We start from the raw sequence: 16,562 nt of genomic DNA on the forward strand, positions 1-16,562 counted from the left end.
CGCCGTCGGCCCCGTCCCGGGGCTCGCGCCGAGCCCGCGAGAGACGCTGCCCTGTCCAGGGTCCCGCCCCGAGCCTCCGGAGGGTGGGACAGGCCCCGTCTGGGGGCCTCCTACACTGGGGCCGTGCTGCGCATCGACCGCGCGACCTACGACGCCATCGTGGCCCACGCCCGGGAGGACCACCCGGACGAGGCCTGTGGCGTCGTCGCCGGACCCGAGGGCAGCGACCGCCCGGAGCGGTTCCTCCCGATGCTCAACGCCGCCCGCTCGCCGACGTTCTACGAGTTCGACTCCGGCGACCTGCTGCGGCTGTACCGGGACATGGACGACCGGGACGAGGAGCCGGTGGTGATCTACCACTCGCACACCGCCACCGAGGCGTACCCGTCGCGGACCGACATCAGCTACGCGTCGGAGCCGAACGCCCACTACGTCCTGGTGTCCACCCGGCACCACGGCGCGCAGACCGGCCTGGCCGGTGACGAGGTGGAGTTCCGCAGCTTCCGCATCGTCGACGGCGAGGTGAGCGAGGAGGACGTCGAGGTCGTCGAGTCCTACCTGTTCGGCCACTCGCCGACGACCGTCGTCTACGACTGAGAGAGGACCCCGTCCTCCCCGCCCCTCGCGCGCTCGGGGTGGTGCCCTGGACGGGGCCAGCCGACCAGGGCCGCCCTCGGAATGCCCCGCGGCGAGCGGGCGTTCCCCCGTCCAGATGCGAGGTCTGCCGTCGCGGACCCGCTCCCATCCCCCCGTTCCAGAGGAGACACCGCACGCCATGGCCATCGAGGTCCGGATCCCGACCATCCTGCGCACCCACACCGGCGGCAACAAGACCGTCGAGGGGAGCGGCGACACCCTCGGTGCGCTCGTCGACGACCTCGACGCCCAGCACCCCGGCCTCAAGAACCGGCTGGTGACGGAGGAGGGCAAGCTGCACCGCTTCGTCAACGTCTACGTCAACGACGAGGACGTCCGCTTCACCGGTGCGCTCGACACCCAGGTCAAGGACGGCGACTCGGTCACGATCCTCCCGGCGGTCGCCGGCGGCTGCTGAGCCCCGCTCGGCAGTCCGACCCCGCCCGTTCCCCCGGAGAGCTCCCCATGGCCCGCTTCGCCTCGCTCGTCGACTCACTCGGCAACACCCCGCTCGTGGGGCTGCCGAGCCTGTCGCCGTCCCCCGACGTCCGGCTGTGGGCCAAGCTGGAGGACCACAACCCCACCGGCTCCATCAAGGACCGCGCGGCGATCGCGATGATCGAGGCGGCCGAGAAGGAGGGCAAGCTCAAGGCGGGCGACACGATCCTGGAGCCGACCAGCGGCAACACCGGGATCTCGCTGGCCATGGTCGCCCGCCAGCGGGGGTACCGGCTGATCTGCGTCATGCCGGAGAACACCTCGATCGAGCGGCGCCAGCTGCTGGAGATGTACGGCGCGCGGATCATCAGCTCCCCGGCGGCCGGCGGCTCCAACCAGGCCGTCGCCGTGGCCAAGGGCCTGGCCGCGGAGCACGAGGACTGGGTGATGCTCTACCAGTACGGCAACCCGGCCAACGCCGAGGCGCACTACACCGGGACCGGTCCGGAGATCCTCGCCGACCTGCCCTCGATCACCCACTTCGTCGCCGGCCTGGGCACCACCGGCACGCTCATGGGGGTCTCCCGCTACCTGCGCGAGAAGAAGCCCGACGTCAAGGTGATCGCCGCCGAGCCGCGCTACGGCGAGCTCGTCTACGGGCTGCGCAACATCGACGAGGGCTTCGTGCCGGAGCTGTACGACGCCTCGCTGCTCGACTCCCGCTACAGCGTCGGCCCGCAGGACGCCGTCCGCCGGACCCGGCAGCTGGTGGAGCAGGAGGGCATCTTCGCCGGCATCTCGACCGGCGCCATCCTGCACGCCGCCCTCGGCATCGCCGAGAAGGAGGTGGCGGCCGGGCGCCGGGCCGACGTCGTGTTCATCGTCTGCGACGGCGGCTGGAAGTACCTGTCGACCGGCGCCTACGCCGGCACGCTCGACGAGGCGACCTCCGCGCTGGAGGGCCAGCTGTGGGCCTGAGCCGGGCGTGAGACCGGTCTCCCCGGTCGGCCGGTTAGCCTGACCCGCGTGCCAGGCACCGTCGACCGCCCGGGGGACACTGCGTGAGGCTCACGATCGTCGGCTGCTCGGGCAGCGGACCCGGACCGGCGTCCCCGGCCTCCTGCTACCTGGTCGAGCACGACGGCTACCGGCTGCTGCTCGACCTCGGCAACGGGTCCTTCGGCGCGCTGCAGGCGCTGGCCGACCCGGCCACGGTCGACGCGGTGTTCCTCTCCCACCTGCACGCCGACCACTGCCTGGACGTCGCGCCGTTCGTCGTGTGGCACCGCTACTCGGGTCGCTCCACCCGGCAGCTGGTGCCGATGTACGCACCGGTCGGAGCCGAGCGCCGGCTGGCGCTGGCCTACGACGCGGACGGTGAGGGGTTGACCGACGTCTTCGACTTCGTCCCCGTGGGCGCGGGCAGCCTGGAGCTGGGGCCGTTCGTCGCCGAGCTGGCGCGCACCGCGCACCCGGTCGAGTGCTACGCGATCCGGCTGAGCGCCGGCGGCCGGTCGCTGGTCTACACCGGCGACACGGGCGCGAGTGACGCCGTCGTCGAGCTCGCCCGCGACGTCGACGTCCTGCTCGCCGAGGCCGCGCACCCCGACGTCCCGGACCTGCCGCCGGCGCTGCACCTGACCGGCCGGGAGGCCGGCGAGCACGCCGCGGCGGCGCAGGCCGGCCGGCTGCTGCTCACCCACGTGCCGGCCTGGATCGACCGGGAGGCGCAACTGGCCGACGCGCGCGCGGTGTTCCCGGCCTCCGAGCTGGTCGAGCCCGGCGCCACCTACGACGTCTGACGAAGGACCCCCCGCCCCCCACCGCTCGCAAGCTCGCGGCGGGACCCTGCGGGGGGCCACAGCGGGCTCGCCGCGCGCTTGCCCCGCCGTCCGCGGGCGGGCACGGTGGGCCGGTGGTCGACGACGAACGGGACGGCGTCCGGCTGACCAGCCTGGACGCGCCGCTGGGTGACGGGCTCGACGTGACCAAAGGCGACCTCGTCGACCACCTGGACGCGTTCGCCGACCGGCTGGTGCCGCAGCTCGCGGGCCGGCCGCTGTCGGTGATGCGGGTGCGGCCCGGGCAGCAGCCGTTCATGCAGCGCAACGTCGCGAAGGGCGCGCCCGACTGGGTGCGCACCGTCGCCGTCTGGTCGACCGGCGCGCACCGCGAGGTGCACCAGGTGCTGTGCGACGACCGGCGGACGCTGCTCTGGCTGGCCAACCAGCGCGCCGTGGAGTTCCACGTGCCGTTCGTCCCGGCCGGTGCCGACGAGCCCACCGGGATCGTGCTCGACCTCGACCCCCCGGAGGGCGCGGACTTCGCCGTGGTGGTGCGGGCCGCGGAGCTGGTGCGGCGCGCGCTGGCCGACGCCGGACTGGCGGGGGCGGTGAAGACCAGCGGCTCCAAGGGCGTGCACGTCGTCGTGCCGGTGCGCGGTGCCCGCGCCGACGACGCCGCGGCCGCGACCCGGGCGCTGGCCGTCCGGGCCGAGCGCCTCGACCCCGAGCTCGCGACCACCGCCTACATCAAGGCCGACCGGCACGACCGGGTGTTCCTCGACTCCACCCGCTCGTACTCCTCGACGATCGTCGCCGCCTACAGCCCGCGGGTCCGCACCGGGCTGCCGGTGTCCGCGCCGGTGCCGTGGGCGGACCTGCCGGGGGTGCAGCCCGGGGAGTTCACGGTGCGGACGGCGGGAGAGCGGCTCGGCGACGGCGATCCGTGGGCGCAGCTGCTGCCCGAGCCGCAGGAGCTGCCCGCCGACCTGGTCGCCGAGGGGCACACCATCCCCGTGGCGCGGGTGCAGGCGATGCACGAGGGCCGGCGCCGCGCGCGGGCCCGCCGCGCCGGCGAGGGGGACTGACACTCCCGCGCGTCCTCCACAGGAGCGCCGCCGTCCACAGCCCGGGCCGGTCCTCGCCGTGAACCGTCGCCGGCGGGTCGCAGGGTGCCGGCATGACGACCGACCCGCAGATGACCGCCTGGCTCGACCAGGAGGACGCCCACCTCGCCGCCGTGGTCCGCAGGAGCCGGTGGGCGGTGCAGTACGTCGGGCCAGGCGAGGAGCCCGGCGAACCGGCCTTCGGGTACACCATCGGCCTGTTCGGGCTGCGCCACCCGGAACTGGTGATCGTGGGCCTCGGTCCTGACGAGACGCACGGGCTGCTCGACGCGGTGTGCACGCTGGTGGCCGGCGGGCGCGACCTGGTGCCCGGGGAGTTCCTCTCCTGCGAGGGCCGGCCGGGGCAGCTGCACGTCGAGGTCTGCCCCAACCCCGGCGAGGTGGTGTTCTCCGCCAACCGCTTCTACGAACGGCCGCCCGAGTACTCGGTGCCGGCCTACCAGCTCCCCTGGCCGCACCGGAACGGCACCTTCCCCTGGGACCCCGGCTCCCCGTGCGGTCCCGGGTGCCAGCCGCGGCCGGGCACGTGGCGCGCGTGAGCGCGGCCGGTCCGGTCCGGGCACCCGCCGCCGCGGGTCCGCGCCCCAGCGTCACCTCCGGCCGACGGACAGCACCGGGCGCGCGTCGGGCCGCGGCGTGGCCTGTACGCCGGCTCCGGATGCGCCGACGATGCGCGGTCAACGGGAGCCGAGCACCGGCCGCCGTTCCCGACGGGAGGGAGTGCCCGATGGCGCGCATCCACCCGGGGCGCTTCAGCGCCGAGATCGACGGCGACTTCGTCGTCCTGCTGATCGGCGCCCGCCTGAACCGGCCGTGGCTGGCCCTCCGCGCGCTCCGCGACCTGGGTGGCCGCCGGCGCGGCATGCAGGCGATGCTCGCGGAGCTCATGGAGCACCCGGAGAAGGGGCTGCTGGGCTACCGCGGCGCCGGGCTGACGATCGTGCAGTACTGGCGCAGCTTCGAGCACCTGGAGGCCTTCGCCCGCGATCCGGGGGACCTGCACCGGCTGACGTGGCTGGAGTGGTACCGCCGCGATCCGCACGGCCGCACCGGCATCTGGCACGAGACCTTCCTGGTCCGGGCCGGCGAGTACGAGGCCATCTACCAGGACGTGCCCGAGGCCGGGCTGGCGGCTGCCGGCCGGGTGGTCCCGGTGGGGTCCGGCAGCTCGGCCCGCCGGCGGCTGGGCCGGGAGACCGCCTCCGCCGGCCGGGTGCCGGAGCCCCGCGCGCCGGGCGAGCCGGCTCCTGCCGCGCCCTCGACCGCAGTGCCCTCGACCGCAGTGCCCTCCACCGCTGAGGGCTCGACCGCCGAGCCCGCCGGCGGCTGACCCGGCCGGGATCAGCCCAGGCCGAGCTCGCGGCGCAGCTTGGCGACGTGCCCGGTGGCCTTGACGTTGTAGGACGCCTGCTCGATGCGGCCCTCGGCGTCGACGATGAAGGTGGAGCGGATCACGCCGATCACCTCCTTGCCGTAGAGCTTCTTCGGGCCGAACGCGCCATAGGCCCGCAGCACCTCCTTGTCCGGGTCGGACACGAGGGAGATGCCCAGGCCCTCCTTCTCCCGGAAGCGCAGCAGCTTCTCGGGCGGGTCGGGGGAGATGCCGATGATGTCCAGCCCGGCCTCGGCGAGTTCGCCGGCCGCGGCGGTGAAGTCGACCGCCTGGGTGGTGCACCCGGGGGTGAGCGCGGCGGGGTAGCAGTAGACGATCACCCGCCGTCCCCGGTGGTCGGCGAGGGACACCGGGGTGCCGTTGGCGTCGGGCAGCGTGAAGTCCGGTGCCCGGTCCCCGGGTGCCAGGCGGACGGGAGCCGTGTCGATGCCGCTGTCGGTCATGTCCGGCATCCTGCCGTGCGCCGCCGACGGGGCTCCACGGGGTCGCGCCGCGCGACCGCCCGGCATCGGCGGGCCGCGACGCGTCGACGGGGCCGCAGCGCCCGTGCGGAACGGGCTGGCCCCGTCGGGAGGGGAGGGCCACAGTCGATCCGTCCCCGGCCGCGCCGCGAGGAGGCCGCCATGAGTGGCGCCCTGCACTTCGACGACGAGGCGTCGCGCCGGCTCGAGGAGGCCTACACCACCGACGCCCTGGTGGCGCAGCGTCGCGCCGTCGTCGAGCTGCTGGCACTGCGCCCGGGGGAGCGGGTCCTCGACGTCGGCGTCGGGCCCGGGCTGCTCGCCGCCGACCTGGCCCGGCAGGTCGGTTCGGCCGGGCGCGTCTGCGGCGTCGACACCAGCGACAGCATGATCGCCCTCGCGGGCCGGCGGGCGGCCGCGGAGGGGAGCGCTCCGATCGAACTGCGGCGCGCCGACGCGGTCGCGCTCCCGTACGCCGACGCCACGTTCGACGTCGGCGTCACCACCCAGGTGCTCGAGTACGTGGCAGACGTCCCGACGGCCCTCGCGGAGCTGGGCCGCGTGCTCCGTCCGGGCGGCCGGGTGCTGGTCCTCGACACCGACTGGGACTCGGTCGTCTGGCACTCGCGCGACCGCGCCCGCACGGAGCGGGTGCTCCGGGCGTGGGAGCAGCACCTGGCCGATCCGCACCTGCCCAGGCGGCTGCTCGGCCACCTGGAGCGGGCGGGGTTCGAGGTCGAGCCCGTCCTGGTGCTGCCGCTGCTCGACGTCGGCTACCGGCCCGACGCGTTCAGCGCGGGGCTGCTCGACCTCGTCGCGGCCTTCGTCGGGGACCGGGACGGGCTGACCCCGGCGGACGCCGAGGCCTGGGCGAGCGACCTGCGGTCGCTCGGGCGCGAGTACTTCTTCAGCCTGAACCGCTACGTCTTCCGCGGCACGCGGGCCGGGTGAGCCGGAGAGTCAGCCGGCGAGGACACTGGCCGGCTTCCGCGCCTCGCGGAAGGACCCCGCTGCCTCCCACCACTCGCGCGCTCGTGGGGGGCCCCTGCAGCGCGGCCACCCGATCGCTCGCTGGCGCTCGCTGCGATGCTCGCGAGGCTGTCAGCCGGCGAGGAAGGACAGCCGCACGTGGCGCTGCGGGTTGTCGCCGTTGGTGTCGACCAGGCAGACCCGCTGCCAGGTGCCCAGCTGCATCCGGCCCTCGAGCACCGGGATGCTCGCGTGCGGCGGCACGAACGCCGGCAGCACGTGGTCGCGGCCGTGGCCCGGGCTGCCGTGGCGGTGCCGCCAGCGGTCGTCCCGGGGCAGCAGGACGTCGAGCTGGGCCAGGAGGTCGTCGTCGCTGCCGGACCCGGTCTCGATCACGGCCACCCCGGCCGTCGCGTGCGGCACGAAGACGTGCAGCAGCCCGTCGGCCTCGTCGCGCACGAACTCGGCGCACTCGTCGGTGAGGTCGACGACGGTGGGGACGCCGCCGGTGCGGACCGCGCGCAGCTCCGATCGCATGCCCGCGATCCTGCCCGCGCCGACCGGCCGCCGCCCGGCGCGCACTACTGTCGGTGTACGTGACAGCAGCCGCGAGCCCGCGTCCCGACGGCCGGGCGGCCGACCAGCTCCGCCCGGTGACCATCACCCGCCACTGGCTCGATCACGCCGAGGGGTCGGTGCTCGTCGAGTTCGGCCGCACGCGCGTGCTCTGCGCGGCGAGCGTGACCGAGGGTGTGCCGCGCTGGCGCAAGGGCTCGGGCCTGGGGTGGGTCACCGCCGAGTACTCGATGCTGCCGCGGGCCACCCACACCCGCAGCGACCGGGAGTCGGTCAAGGGCCGCATCGGCGGCCGCACCCACGAGATCAGCCGGTTGATCGGCCGGTCGCTGCGGGCCTCGATCGACCTGGCGGCGCTGGGCGAGAACAGCATCGCCATCGACTGCGACGTCCTGCAGGCCGACGGCGGCACCCGGACGGCGGCGATCACCGGCGCCTACGTCGCGCTGGCCGACGCCGTCGCGTGGCTCGGCGGCCGGAAGAAGCTGGTCCGCCCGAAGGCGGTCGTGCAGTCGGTGGCGGCGGTGAGCGTGGGCCTGGTCGACGGGCAGCCGCGGCTGGACCTCGCCTACGAGGAGGACGTGCGCGCCGGCACCGACATGAACGTGGTCTGCACCGGCGACGGCAGCTTCGTCGAGGTGCAGGGCACCGCCGAGAACGGCGTCTTCGACCGGACGACGCTCGACGCGCTGCTCGACCTCGCGGTCGCCGGCTGCGGAGAGCTGTCCCGGCTGCAGGCCGAGGCGCTGGCCCGGTGACCGCCGGCACCCGGCTGCTGCTGGCCACCCGCAACGCCGGCAAGCTGGCCGAGCTCCAGCGGTTGCTGAGCAGCGCCGTCGCCGGGGTGTCGGTGGTGGGGCTGGCCGACGTGGCCGACTACCCCGAGGCGCCGGAGACCGGGGTCACCTTCGCGGAGAACGCGCTGCTCAAGGCGCGGGAGGCGGTCCGGTACACCGGCCTGCCGGCGGTCGCCGACGACTCGGGCCTCACCGTCGACGCGCTCAACGGGATGCCGGGCGTGCTCAGCGCCCGCTGGTCGGGCCGGCACGGGGACGACGACGCCAACACCGCCCTGCTGCTCGGGCAGCTGGCCGACGTCCCCGACGAGCGGCGGGGCGGGGCGTTCGTCTGCGCCGCGGCCCTGGTCACGCCCGACGGCGGCGAGCGGGTGATCGAGCGCGCGTGGCGCGGCCGGGTGGTCCGGGCGAAGCGGGGCAGCAACGGCTTCGGCTACGACCCGGTGTTCGTGCCGGAGGGCCTGGAGGTCACCGCGGCCGAGCTGGACCCGGCGGAGAAGGACGCCCGCAGCCACCGGGGCCAGGCCTTCTCGGCGCTGGTCCCGCTGGTCGCCGAGCTGCTCGCCCGCCGCTGAGCGACCCGCCCGGCGACCGGCCGGGCGAGCGGCTCAGCCACCGGCCGGGCGACCGGCCCTGCGGCGCGGTCAGCGCTGCGCGATCCAGTCGAGGAACCACAGCGAGAACGCGGCGATCGCCGGCGGGAAGGCCAGCACCAGGAACGCGGCGAACGTGCGGTCCAGCCGCCAGGTGAGCCGCTGGCGCGGGCCCCTCATGCGGTGCCGGCCGGTCATGGGCAGGGCGGTGCGGGCCACGGCGGCCTCCTCACCGGCGGTCAGCGCGACCGACCGCGCGGCCTGCCAGGCCTCGACCCGCGCCCAGCCGGGGGCGACCCCGCAGACCAGGGCGAGCACGGCCGCCCCGCCGAGCACCGGGAGCAGGTCGACCACACCGAGCAGCAGCAGTCCCGCGGCGGCCGCGCCGGCGGTGAAGCCCGCCACCGTGACCGCGGCGAGGCAGAACACGGCCCCGAAGGTCACCATGAGGATCGCGTAGCCGGGCAGCATCGCCTCGTCCCACGAGTTGCCCATGACGAGCATCAGCGGGATCTCCGCGGCCAGCACCAGCCCGCAGGTCAGGAAGACGCGGCGTAGGTCGACCCGGGGCGGTCGGACCGCCCAGGAGGTGTCGGGCCGGCCGGGAGCCGGCAGCTGGATCGTGCTCATGAGTGCACCTCCGGTGCGACGTCGGTCCAGGCCATCCGGCCGTGGACGCCCGCGGCCGCGTGCCGGCCGGCACCGGCCGGCACCGGGACCTCGGCCGTCGTCTCCGCCGCGGCGTCCGCGGGCGCACCCGGTGCCTGCACGTGGGCGGACAGACCGTGCTGGGTCTTCTCCCAGTAGAACGGCTTGGTCAGCAGCTGCCAGGCGGCCTTGTAGGACGCGATCGAGTGCAGCAGCCAGTACAGCGGCGACAGCAGCGCGAACGGGACCAGGCCGTAGCTGCGGCGCTTGAACCCGGCGAGCAGCGACAGGTAGATGATCACGCCGTTGCCGAGGAGCAGGTTCGCGGCGCTCACCAGGGTCAGCCACTCCGGCAGCACCGGCACCAGCGCGCCGGGGAAGACCAGCTCGACGAGGAACAGCGCGTACAGCCACGGCGTCGCCAGGAACATCAGCGGCGTGCCGCCGATGAGCAGCGCGAAGCCGGCCGACTGCCGGAGCCCGACGGTGCGCACCAGCTTCACCGGGTGGCGGGTGTGCACGAGCACCGTCTGCATGTAGCCCTTGATCCAGCGGCTGCGCTGCCGGATCCAGTTGCCGACGGCCATGTTGGCCTCTTCGTAGGTCGTCGAGTTCACGACCGCGACGCGGTGCCCGCGGGCCGAGGCCCGGATACCCAGGTCGGCGTCCTCCGTGACGTTGTACGGGTCCCAGCCACCGAGCTGGCGGAGCAGGTCGGTGCGGAAGTGGTTGCTCGTGCCGCCCAGCGGGATCGGCAGCCGCAGCTTGTCCAGGCCGGCCAGCGTGTAGTCGAACCAGGAGGAGTACTCGAGGGTGAACATGCGGGTCAGCAGGTTCTCCCGCGCGTTGAAGTAGTTCAGCGCGGCCTGCACGCAGACCAGGTCCTCGCCGCCCTTGCGGAAGGCGATCAGCGACTTCTTCAGCTGGTCGGGGTCGGGCCGGTCCTCGGCGTCGTAGATGACGACGAACTCGCCGCGGGCGAACGCCAGGCCGACGTTGCAGGCCCGGGGCTTGGTCTTGGGCAGCGAGTGCGGGACGACGATGATGCGCACCAGGTCCGGCGGCGCGGCGGCCAGCGCGGCGGTGAGGGTCTCCGGGTCGTCCTCCTCCAGCAGGAGCAGGATCTCCAGCTTCTCCCGCGGGTAGTCCAGCGCCGCGAGGTTGCGCATCAGCAGGCCCACGATGCCGGCCTCCTTGTAGACCGGCACGAGGATCGTGTACCGGGGCAGGTCGGTGTCCTCGAGCGCGGCGACCTCGGCGTCGGTGACCTGCTCGACGGTCTCGTAGGCGGTCCCGACGGTGCTGATCAGCGCCTTGGTGCCGACGGCGAGGGCGACGGCGACGTTCACCGTCGCCACGAGCACGAGCATCGTCGTCGAGAACCACAGGGCGGCGCACACGATGGTGCCCACCGCGACCGTGATGCCGAGGGCCACCTGCGGCCAGACGAAGACCTTCGACGCCGACTCGTCCGGACGCCGCTCGGCCAGCGACCGCACCGCGTCGTGCACGAGCTCGTCGCGCCACACGGTGCGCAGCGCCCGCTGCACGTCCCAGTCGGTGGTGACCACCTGGCGCACCCGCCGGATGCCGGTGCGCTGCACGACCTCCTGGGCGACGTGCGCCGAGGGACGGCCGGCGGTGGCGACGACGACCTGCAGCTCCCCGTCGCCGTCCCGCTCCACCTGCAGCGGCACCCACACCTCGCGGGCGAGCATCGCGGAGGGGAACAGCCGCGCCAGGTCGGGGTCGACCTCGACCGGGTCGACGAACGCCATGTCGGCGCCCCAGACGTCGGCGAGGGCGACGTAGAGCTGGCGGCGGGTCACCAGGCCGCGGGCGAGGAGCACCGCGCCCAGCGGCTCAGCGATCCGCTCGTGCTGCCGGAGCGCGTCGAACAGCTGCGCCTCGGTCAGCACGCCCTGCTCGACGAGGACGTCACCGAGCCGGCGCTCGGGCGGCGGCAGGACCGAGCCGGGCGCCGGGACGGCGGAGGGCACACCGGCGGCGGCCGGCTGCGAGGACAGGAGCGTCACGAGGAGGTCGTCGGCACGTCCGGACCCCGCTCTCAACCGCATCGCGCGGCGGTGTCACCCGATGGGGGGAGGGGCCCGGTCCGGGGTCCGGAGAGGGGATCGGCTCGCGTCGGCGCCCGGCGGAGGAGGAGGACCCGATCGGGCGACACCCGGGCACCCCGTGCGGGTGGGTCGCGGCCGGCGGCGGCGTCGCTCCCGCGTCATCCCCCCGGGTGACCGGACCCGGCCCGCCGGTCGTGCCGGGCGGGGGAGCACCCGATCCCCCGGGGGACGGCCTCACCGAGGAGCCGCCGACACCAGGGAGAACCGGACATGACCTCGACGACCGACGCGTCCCGGGGACGACTGCGCCCGGCGGGCCGCCGCCGGCGGCGCCCACGCCGGCTGTCCACGCACGCGGCCACGGGCGGGCTCGTGGCCGTGCTCCTGGTGCTCACCGTCTTCTCCGTCCTCGCGGCGGTCGCCAACGCGCGCGCCGCCACCAGGGCCGAGCAGAGTGCCGCGGTCTCCGAGTGGTCGGACCAGGCCGAGCGCTCCCTGCTGCTGATGGAGGAGTCCGCCGACCAGCTGGCGGTCGAGGACGACGCGGAGGTCCGGGAGGAGTACGGAGCCGCCAGCGCGGCCACCCGGTCGGCGCTGCAGGAGCTCGGTGCGGTCTCGGGTACCGGGCACGACGAGCTCGTCGGTGGCTGGCTGCGGCTGCACGACTCCTACCAGCAGGCGGTCGAGGACCTGATCGCCGTCGCGCAGTGGGACCCGGCCCGGGCGGAGGCCTACGAGGACGAGTTCGTCGACGAGCACTACGACCGGCTCGAGGCCGTGGTCGAGGACGAGGCACGCGAGCACTGGCTGGCGTCCAGCCTGGCGCTGGACTCCATGCGCCACTCCCAGGAGCTGCTGCTCGTGGCGACGCCGGCCGTCTTCGGGGTGGGGCTGGCCCTGGTCGGCTGGTTCACCGCGGTCCTCACCCGGAGCCGGCGGGAGACCGTCGCGCAGGCGGAGCAGAACCGGCAGCAGGCCCTGCACGACGCGCTCACCGGTCTGCCGAACCGCACGCTGCTGCGCCAGCGCGGCGAGGTCGCCCTGTCCGCGGACGGCGGGGCGGCGGCTGCCCTCATGCTCATCGACCTGGACCGCTTCAAGGAGATCAACGACACCCTCGGCCACGCCTACGGCGACCTCGTCCTCCAGGCGGTGGCCGGCCGGCTGCGGGACACGGTGCGTGGCACCGACACGGTGGCCCGGCTGGGCGGCGACGAGTTCGCCATCCTGCTGCCGACCGTCGACGGCCCCGACGCCGCCCTCGAGCTCGCCCGGCGGGCGCTGGCGGCCCTCGAGGCGCCGATCGAGGCGGACGGGGTCCACCTGGACGTCGACGGGAGCATCGGCATCGCGCTGTCGGGCGCGCACGGGACCGACGTCGAGACCCTGCTGCAGAACGCCGACATCGCGATGTACGCGGCCAAGGACCGCAGCCTGGGCGTGTGCGTCTACGACTCCGCGCTCAACGACCACAGCCCGGAGCGGCTGGGACTGCTCGGGGAGCTGCGGCGCGCCATCGACAACGGCGAGCTGGTGCTGCACTTCCAGCCGAAGGTCGCCGTCCCCGGCGAGCAGGTGTGCGGCGTGGAGGCGCTGGTGCGCTGGCAGCACCCGGAGCGGGGACTGATCCCGCCGGCGCTGTTCATCCCCGTCGCCGAGCGGACGCCGCTCATCCGCCCGCTGACCCGCTACGTGCTCGACGCTGCCCTGGAGCAGTGCGCCCGGTGGCAGGCCGGGGGGCTGGAGCTGCACGTGGCGGTCAACGTCTCGGCCCGCAACCTGCTCGACGAGCGCTTCGTCGACGACGTCCTCGAGGTGCTGGCGCGCCGGCAGGTGCCGGCCTCCTGGCTCGAGCTCGAGGTGACCGAGAGCGCGATCATGGCCGATCCCGCCCGTGCGCAGCGGATCCTCGCCCGCCTGGCCGAGGTCGGGATCACCCTCTCCATCGACGACTTCGGCGCCGGGTACACCTCGCTCGCCCACCTCAAGGACCTGCCGGTGCACCAGCTGAAGATCGACCGCTCGTTCGTCGCGCACATGGCCGCCGACCGCAGCAACGCGCTGATCGTCCGGTCGGTGGTCGAGCTGGGCCACAACCTCGGGCTGACCACGGTCGCCGAGGGGGTGGAGGACCGGGGTACGTGGGAGCGGCTGGGCGAGCTGGGCTGCGACGTCGCGCAGGGCTACTTCCTGTGTCGGCCACTGCCGGCCGAGGAGCTCGCGCTCTGGTTCGACCGGGTCCGCACCGCCGCGGTGGTGTGACCGCCCGGCGTCGACGGGTGCGGGAGGGGGGAGTCGAACCCCCACGCCCGAAGGCACCAGATCCTAAGTCTGGCGTGGCTGCCGTTACACCACTCCCGCGGCGTCCGGAGTCTAGGAGGTCGCCCGTGCGGGTGCCCCCACCGACGGGAACGCGCTGGACGCGACGCCGTCTGGCAGGCTGTCGCCGTGCCTCGCGACCCTCGACAGATCCAGCTGGAGATCGACGCCGCCCGTGAGTCCCTGGCGGCGACCCTCGACCAGCTGGTCTTCCGGAGCAGCCCGCAGCGACTGAAGGCACGGGGCCAGGCGGCTGTGCAGCAGTTCCTCCAGACGCCGGCGGGGATGGCGGCGGTCGGCGCGCTCGGCCTGCTCGTCACGCTGGTCGTCGTCCAGAAGGTCCGGCACCGCAACGACTGACGTGCCGCAGCCGCGCCGGGACCCGGTCGGGCCGGGGCAGGAGTCCGTCTGGGACTACCCGCGCCCACCCTCGGCCGAGGTCACGGGCCGGCGGGTGGTGGTCGAGCTGGCCGGTCGGACCCTCGCCGACTCGACCCGGGCGGTGCGGGTCTGCGAGACCAGCCACCCGCCGGTCTACTACGTCCCCCGCGGGGACGTCGCCGACGACGTCCTCCGGCGCGCGCCCGGCACCTCCTGGTGCGAGTGGAAGGGCGCCGCGACCTACTGGGACGCGGTGGTCGGCGACCGGCGCGTGCCCGCGGTGGGCTGGTCCTACGAGGACCCCGACCCGCGATACACGCTGCTCCGGGGTGCGGTCGCCTTCTACCCCAGCCGGGTCGACCGCGCCCTCGTCGACGGCGAGCCGGTGCGCGCCCAGGCCGGCGACTTCTACGGCGGGTGGATCACCGCCGAGGTGGTCGGCCCCTTCAAGGGGGAACCGGGAACGCTCGGCTGGTGAGCCTCAGTGCGCGTCGGGGTGGGCGTTGCGCACCAGGGGCATGACGACGACCTCGAGGACCTGGTCGATGTAGGCCTCGTCGATCGGCTCCCCGGTGAGCAGCCACCGCTGCACGATGAGCGCGCTGGTGGCCTCCGCGGTCACCGACCGCGCCAGCCCCGGGCGGACCTCACCGCGCTCCTCGGCGCGGGACCAGATCTCGGCGTAGGCGTGGCGCCACACGGCCAGCGGACCGTTGCGGAAGGCGTCCACCAGCGCCGGTTGGTGCTGCATGGCCGGCAGCAGCGCGCGGATCGCCGCGCCGGCCGGGCTGTCGATGGACCGGCCGACCAGGCGCATCACCGCACGCAGGTCACCCTCGATGGACCCGGTGTCCTCCGGGACGGCGATCTCCCGGTTGAGGTCGGAGATGGTGTCGACCACGAGGTCCTGCTTGGTCCGCCACCTCCGGTAGATGGTCGCCTTGCCCACCCCCGCCTCGGCGGCGACGGCGTCCATCGTCATGGCCCCGTACCCGACGTCGGCCAGCAGCCGGAGGATCGCCGACCGGATGACGCCGTCCCGGCTGGGGTCCCGCGGGCGTCCGCCCCGGGACCGCGGCGGCGGGTGGACCATCTGTGCGACAGGGAACATGTGCACGACCTTAGACATTCAAGTTGAGGACGGTCGCCAGACTCGCAGCGGTTGCTATGACAACGCAAACGAGGCTGGCGGCGTTCCTGCGCCTCCCTCCCACGCGCGCCTGGCTGCGGGCACGTGCCCGCTCGGTCATCCTGCTGGGGTGGCGAGCACGGACGGCGGCGCCCGGCGCCGGGAGTACTGGCACGTCCCTGGACACGTCGGCCGGGTGCTGCTGGCGACCTCGGACGGGCGGCTGCTGGCGGAGGTGGCCCGCACCGCCCGGGCCCTCGGACTGCCGGTCTCGGGGGCGTCGGACCTGCTCGACATCACCGACGAGGACGGCGGCCGCGGCGTCGACCGGCTGTTCCGGCGCCTGGCCCGCGAGCTCACCACCGCGGAGGCCGAGGACGTGCGGGTGGCCACCGATCCGCCGACCGACCGGGCGGCGCTCGCGGCGCGGCTGCTCGCCGCGCCGACGCTGGCCGTGGAGCTGGCCCGGCGGGGGGTGACCGTCGAGATCGGACTGCTGGCCGAGGCCGAGCTGTGGTCGGCCTACCAGCCGATCGTGCGGCTCGCCGACCGGGCCGTCGTGGGCCACGAGGCGCTGCTGCGCGGGCTGGTGGACGGCCGGGAGGTGGGCGGCGGCGACCTCTTCTTCGTCGCCGAGTCGGCCGGCTGGCTCGCCCGGCTGGACCGGATCGGCCGCGAGTCGGCGATCGCCGGTGCGGCGCCCTGGCTCGGCGACGCCGCCCTGTTCGTGAACTCCCACCCCGCGGCGGTGCTGCGCCCCGAGGTCTGCCTCGCCTCGACGGAGCAGGCGCTGCACGACGCGGGCATCGAGCCCGGCCGGTTGGTGGTGGAGGTCGGGGAGGTCTCCGCCGCGGCCGACCGGGGGCACCTGCTGGCGGTGCTCGAGCACCACCGGGCGCTGGGCTGGCGGGTCGCGATCGACGACGTGGCGGCCGGCTGGTCGAGCCGCTCGCTGTTGACCGCCGTCCGGCCGGACGTGGTCAAGCTCGGCAAGCCGCTGGTGCAAGCGCTGCCCGACGAGGGCGCGCGCACCATGGTGCGGGCGGTGGTGGAGGTGGCGCACCGGATCGGCGCCCTGGTCGTCGCCGAGGGCGTGGAGAGCGAGCAGGTCGCCGAGGAGGTCGCCGACCTCGGCGCGGACCTCGGCCAGGGGTGGCTGTTCGGGCGGCCGGGTCCTCCGGTGCCGGGCGGGACGCCGGTCAGCCGGGTCCCCGCGCGCTGATCCTCGGCCGCCCA

Annotated in this window: 19 protein-coding genes and 1 tRNA gene; 14 read left to right on the forward strand and 6 right to left on the reverse strand. The window is 74.8% G+C overall.

The annotated features are described in order from the left end of the window. Nucleotides 1-123 precede the first annotated feature (123 nt). The 7 genes from PGN05_RS15470 (at nucleotide 124) to PGN05_RS15500 (ending at nucleotide 5,312) form a co-directional block, all read left to right on the forward strand. Nucleotides 124-597, forward strand: coding sequence for a Mov34/MPN/PAD-1 family protein (locus tag PGN05_RS15470; RefSeq protein ID WP_419753450.1), 474 nt, complete (start codon nucleotides 124-126; stop codon nucleotides 595-597). A 178-nt stretch (nucleotides 598-775) separates the two neighbouring features. Beyond that, nucleotides 776-1,054 carry a ubiquitin-like small modifier protein 1 gene (locus tag PGN05_RS15475; protein ID WP_419753451.1) on the forward strand — a complete coding sequence of 93 codons (279 nt, stop codon included), beginning with the start codon at nucleotides 776-778 and terminating at the stop codon, nucleotides 1,052-1,054. 47 nt (nucleotides 1,055-1,101) lie between these two features. Next, nucleotides 1,102-2,052, forward strand: a complete 951-nt coding sequence (locus PGN05_RS15480; protein WP_419753452.1) for a PLP-dependent cysteine synthase family protein — start codon at nucleotides 1,102-1,104, stop codon at nucleotides 2,050-2,052. A gap of 83 nt (nucleotides 2,053-2,135) precedes the next feature. Beyond that, nucleotides 2,136-2,876, forward strand: coding sequence for an MBL fold metallo-hydrolase (locus tag PGN05_RS15485; protein ID WP_419753453.1), 741 nt, complete (start codon nucleotides 2,136-2,138; stop codon nucleotides 2,874-2,876). Between the two features lie 113 nt (nucleotides 2,877-2,989). Next, nucleotides 2,990-3,943: a DNA polymerase domain-containing protein gene (locus PGN05_RS15490; RefSeq protein WP_419753454.1), complete on the forward strand. Its 954-nt coding sequence runs from the start codon at nucleotides 2,990-2,992 to the stop codon at nucleotides 3,941-3,943. 92 nt (nucleotides 3,944-4,035) lie between these two features. Then, nucleotides 4,036-4,521 (forward strand): DUF4262 domain-containing protein, encoded by a 486-nt coding sequence (locus PGN05_RS15495; protein ID WP_419753455.1) that lies wholly within the window; start codon nucleotides 4,036-4,038, stop codon nucleotides 4,519-4,521. Nucleotides 4,522-4,709: 188 nt separating this feature from the next. Further along, the gene (locus PGN05_RS15500) at nucleotides 4,710-5,312 is read left to right on the forward strand and encodes a DUF4188 domain-containing protein (RefSeq protein WP_419753456.1); all 603 of its coding nucleotides are present in this window, start codon (nucleotides 4,710-4,712) and stop codon (nucleotides 5,310-5,312) included. 11 nt (nucleotides 5,313-5,323) lie between these two features. Here the strand turns inward: PGN05_RS15500 and bcp are convergent, their stop codons facing one another. Then, nucleotides 5,324-5,818 (reverse strand): thioredoxin-dependent thiol peroxidase, encoded by a 495-nt coding sequence (bcp, locus tag PGN05_RS15505; RefSeq protein ID WP_419753457.1) that lies wholly within the window; start codon nucleotides 5,816-5,818, stop codon nucleotides 5,324-5,326. Between the two features lie 180 nt (nucleotides 5,819-5,998). Between bcp and PGN05_RS15510 the strand changes: the two genes are divergently transcribed. Continuing rightward, entirely contained in the window at nucleotides 5,999-6,787 is a 789-nt protein-coding gene (locus PGN05_RS15510) for a methyltransferase domain-containing protein (protein WP_419753458.1), read from the forward strand. Between the two features lie 150 nt (nucleotides 6,788-6,937). Here the strand turns inward: PGN05_RS15510 and PGN05_RS15515 are convergent, their stop codons facing one another. Then, nucleotides 6,938-7,342 carry a YjbQ family protein gene (locus PGN05_RS15515; RefSeq protein ID WP_419753459.1) on the reverse strand — a complete coding sequence of 135 codons (405 nt, stop codon included), beginning with the start codon at nucleotides 7,340-7,342 and terminating at the stop codon, nucleotides 6,938-6,940. 59 nt (nucleotides 7,343-7,401) lie between these two features. Between PGN05_RS15515 and rph the strand changes: the two genes are divergently transcribed. After that, entirely contained in the window at nucleotides 7,402-8,139 is a 738-nt protein-coding gene (gene rph, locus PGN05_RS15520) for a ribonuclease PH (RefSeq protein ID WP_419753460.1), read from the forward strand. Continuing rightward, nucleotides 8,136-8,753 carry an RdgB/HAM1 family non-canonical purine NTP pyrophosphatase gene (gene rdgB / locus PGN05_RS15525; protein ID WP_419753461.1) on the forward strand — a complete coding sequence of 206 codons (618 nt, stop codon included), beginning with the start codon at nucleotides 8,136-8,138 and terminating at the stop codon, nucleotides 8,751-8,753. The genes rph and rdgB overlap by 4 nt, the downstream gene beginning before the upstream one ends. A gap of 69 nt (nucleotides 8,754-8,822) precedes the next feature. On the opposite strand, the gene PGN05_RS15530 is transcribed toward rdgB, so the two are convergent. Continuing rightward, on the reverse strand, nucleotides 8,823-9,401 hold the full coding sequence (locus tag PGN05_RS15530) for a hypothetical protein (RefSeq protein ID WP_419753462.1): 579 nt from the start codon (nucleotides 9,399-9,401) through the stop codon (nucleotides 8,823-8,825). Then, nucleotides 9,398-11,455, reverse strand: coding sequence for a glycosyltransferase (locus PGN05_RS15535; RefSeq protein ID WP_419753463.1), 2,058 nt, complete (start codon nucleotides 11,453-11,455; stop codon nucleotides 9,398-9,400). The genes PGN05_RS15530 and PGN05_RS15535 overlap by 4 nt, the downstream gene beginning before the upstream one ends. A gap of 312 nt (nucleotides 11,456-11,767) precedes the next feature. Here PGN05_RS15535 and PGN05_RS15540 point away from each other — a divergent pair, with 312 nt between their 5' ends. Next, nucleotides 11,768-13,759: a putative bifunctional diguanylate cyclase/phosphodiesterase gene (locus PGN05_RS15540; RefSeq protein ID WP_419753464.1), complete on the forward strand. Its 1,992-nt coding sequence runs from the start codon at nucleotides 11,768-11,770 to the stop codon at nucleotides 13,757-13,759. Nucleotides 13,760-13,777: 18 nt separating this feature from the next. Here the strand turns inward: PGN05_RS15540 and PGN05_RS15545 are convergent. After that, nucleotides 13,778-13,858: transfer RNA gene (locus PGN05_RS15545), tRNA-Leu, on the reverse strand. A gap of 87 nt (nucleotides 13,859-13,945) precedes the next feature. Here PGN05_RS15545 and PGN05_RS15550 point away from each other — a divergent pair. After that, nucleotides 13,946-14,176, forward strand: coding sequence for a DUF3618 domain-containing protein (locus tag PGN05_RS15550; RefSeq protein WP_419753465.1), 231 nt, complete (start codon nucleotides 13,946-13,948; stop codon nucleotides 14,174-14,176). Nucleotide 14,177: 1 nt separating this feature from the next. After that, nucleotides 14,178-14,675, forward strand: coding sequence for a DUF427 domain-containing protein (locus tag PGN05_RS15555; protein ID WP_419753466.1), 498 nt, complete (start codon nucleotides 14,178-14,180; stop codon nucleotides 14,673-14,675). Nucleotides 14,676-14,678: 3 nt separating this feature from the next. Here PGN05_RS15555 and PGN05_RS15560 read toward each other — a convergent pair whose 3' ends face one another. Continuing rightward, nucleotides 14,679-15,308 (reverse strand): TetR/AcrR family transcriptional regulator, encoded by a 630-nt coding sequence (locus PGN05_RS15560; RefSeq protein WP_419753467.1) that lies wholly within the window; start codon nucleotides 15,306-15,308, stop codon nucleotides 14,679-14,681. A gap of 148 nt (nucleotides 15,309-15,456) precedes the next feature. Between PGN05_RS15560 and PGN05_RS15565 the strand changes: the two genes are divergently transcribed. Next, nucleotides 15,457-16,548, forward strand: coding sequence for an EAL domain-containing protein (locus PGN05_RS15565; RefSeq protein WP_419753468.1), 1,092 nt, complete (start codon nucleotides 15,457-15,459; stop codon nucleotides 16,546-16,548). Nucleotides 16,549-16,562: the final 14 nt, after the last annotated feature.

It is taken from the genome of Geodermatophilus sp. CPCC 206100, from assembly GCF_048569675.1.
In the GTDB taxonomy this organism is placed as follows: domain Bacteria; phylum Actinomycetota; class Actinomycetes; order Mycobacteriales; family Geodermatophilaceae; genus Geodermatophilus.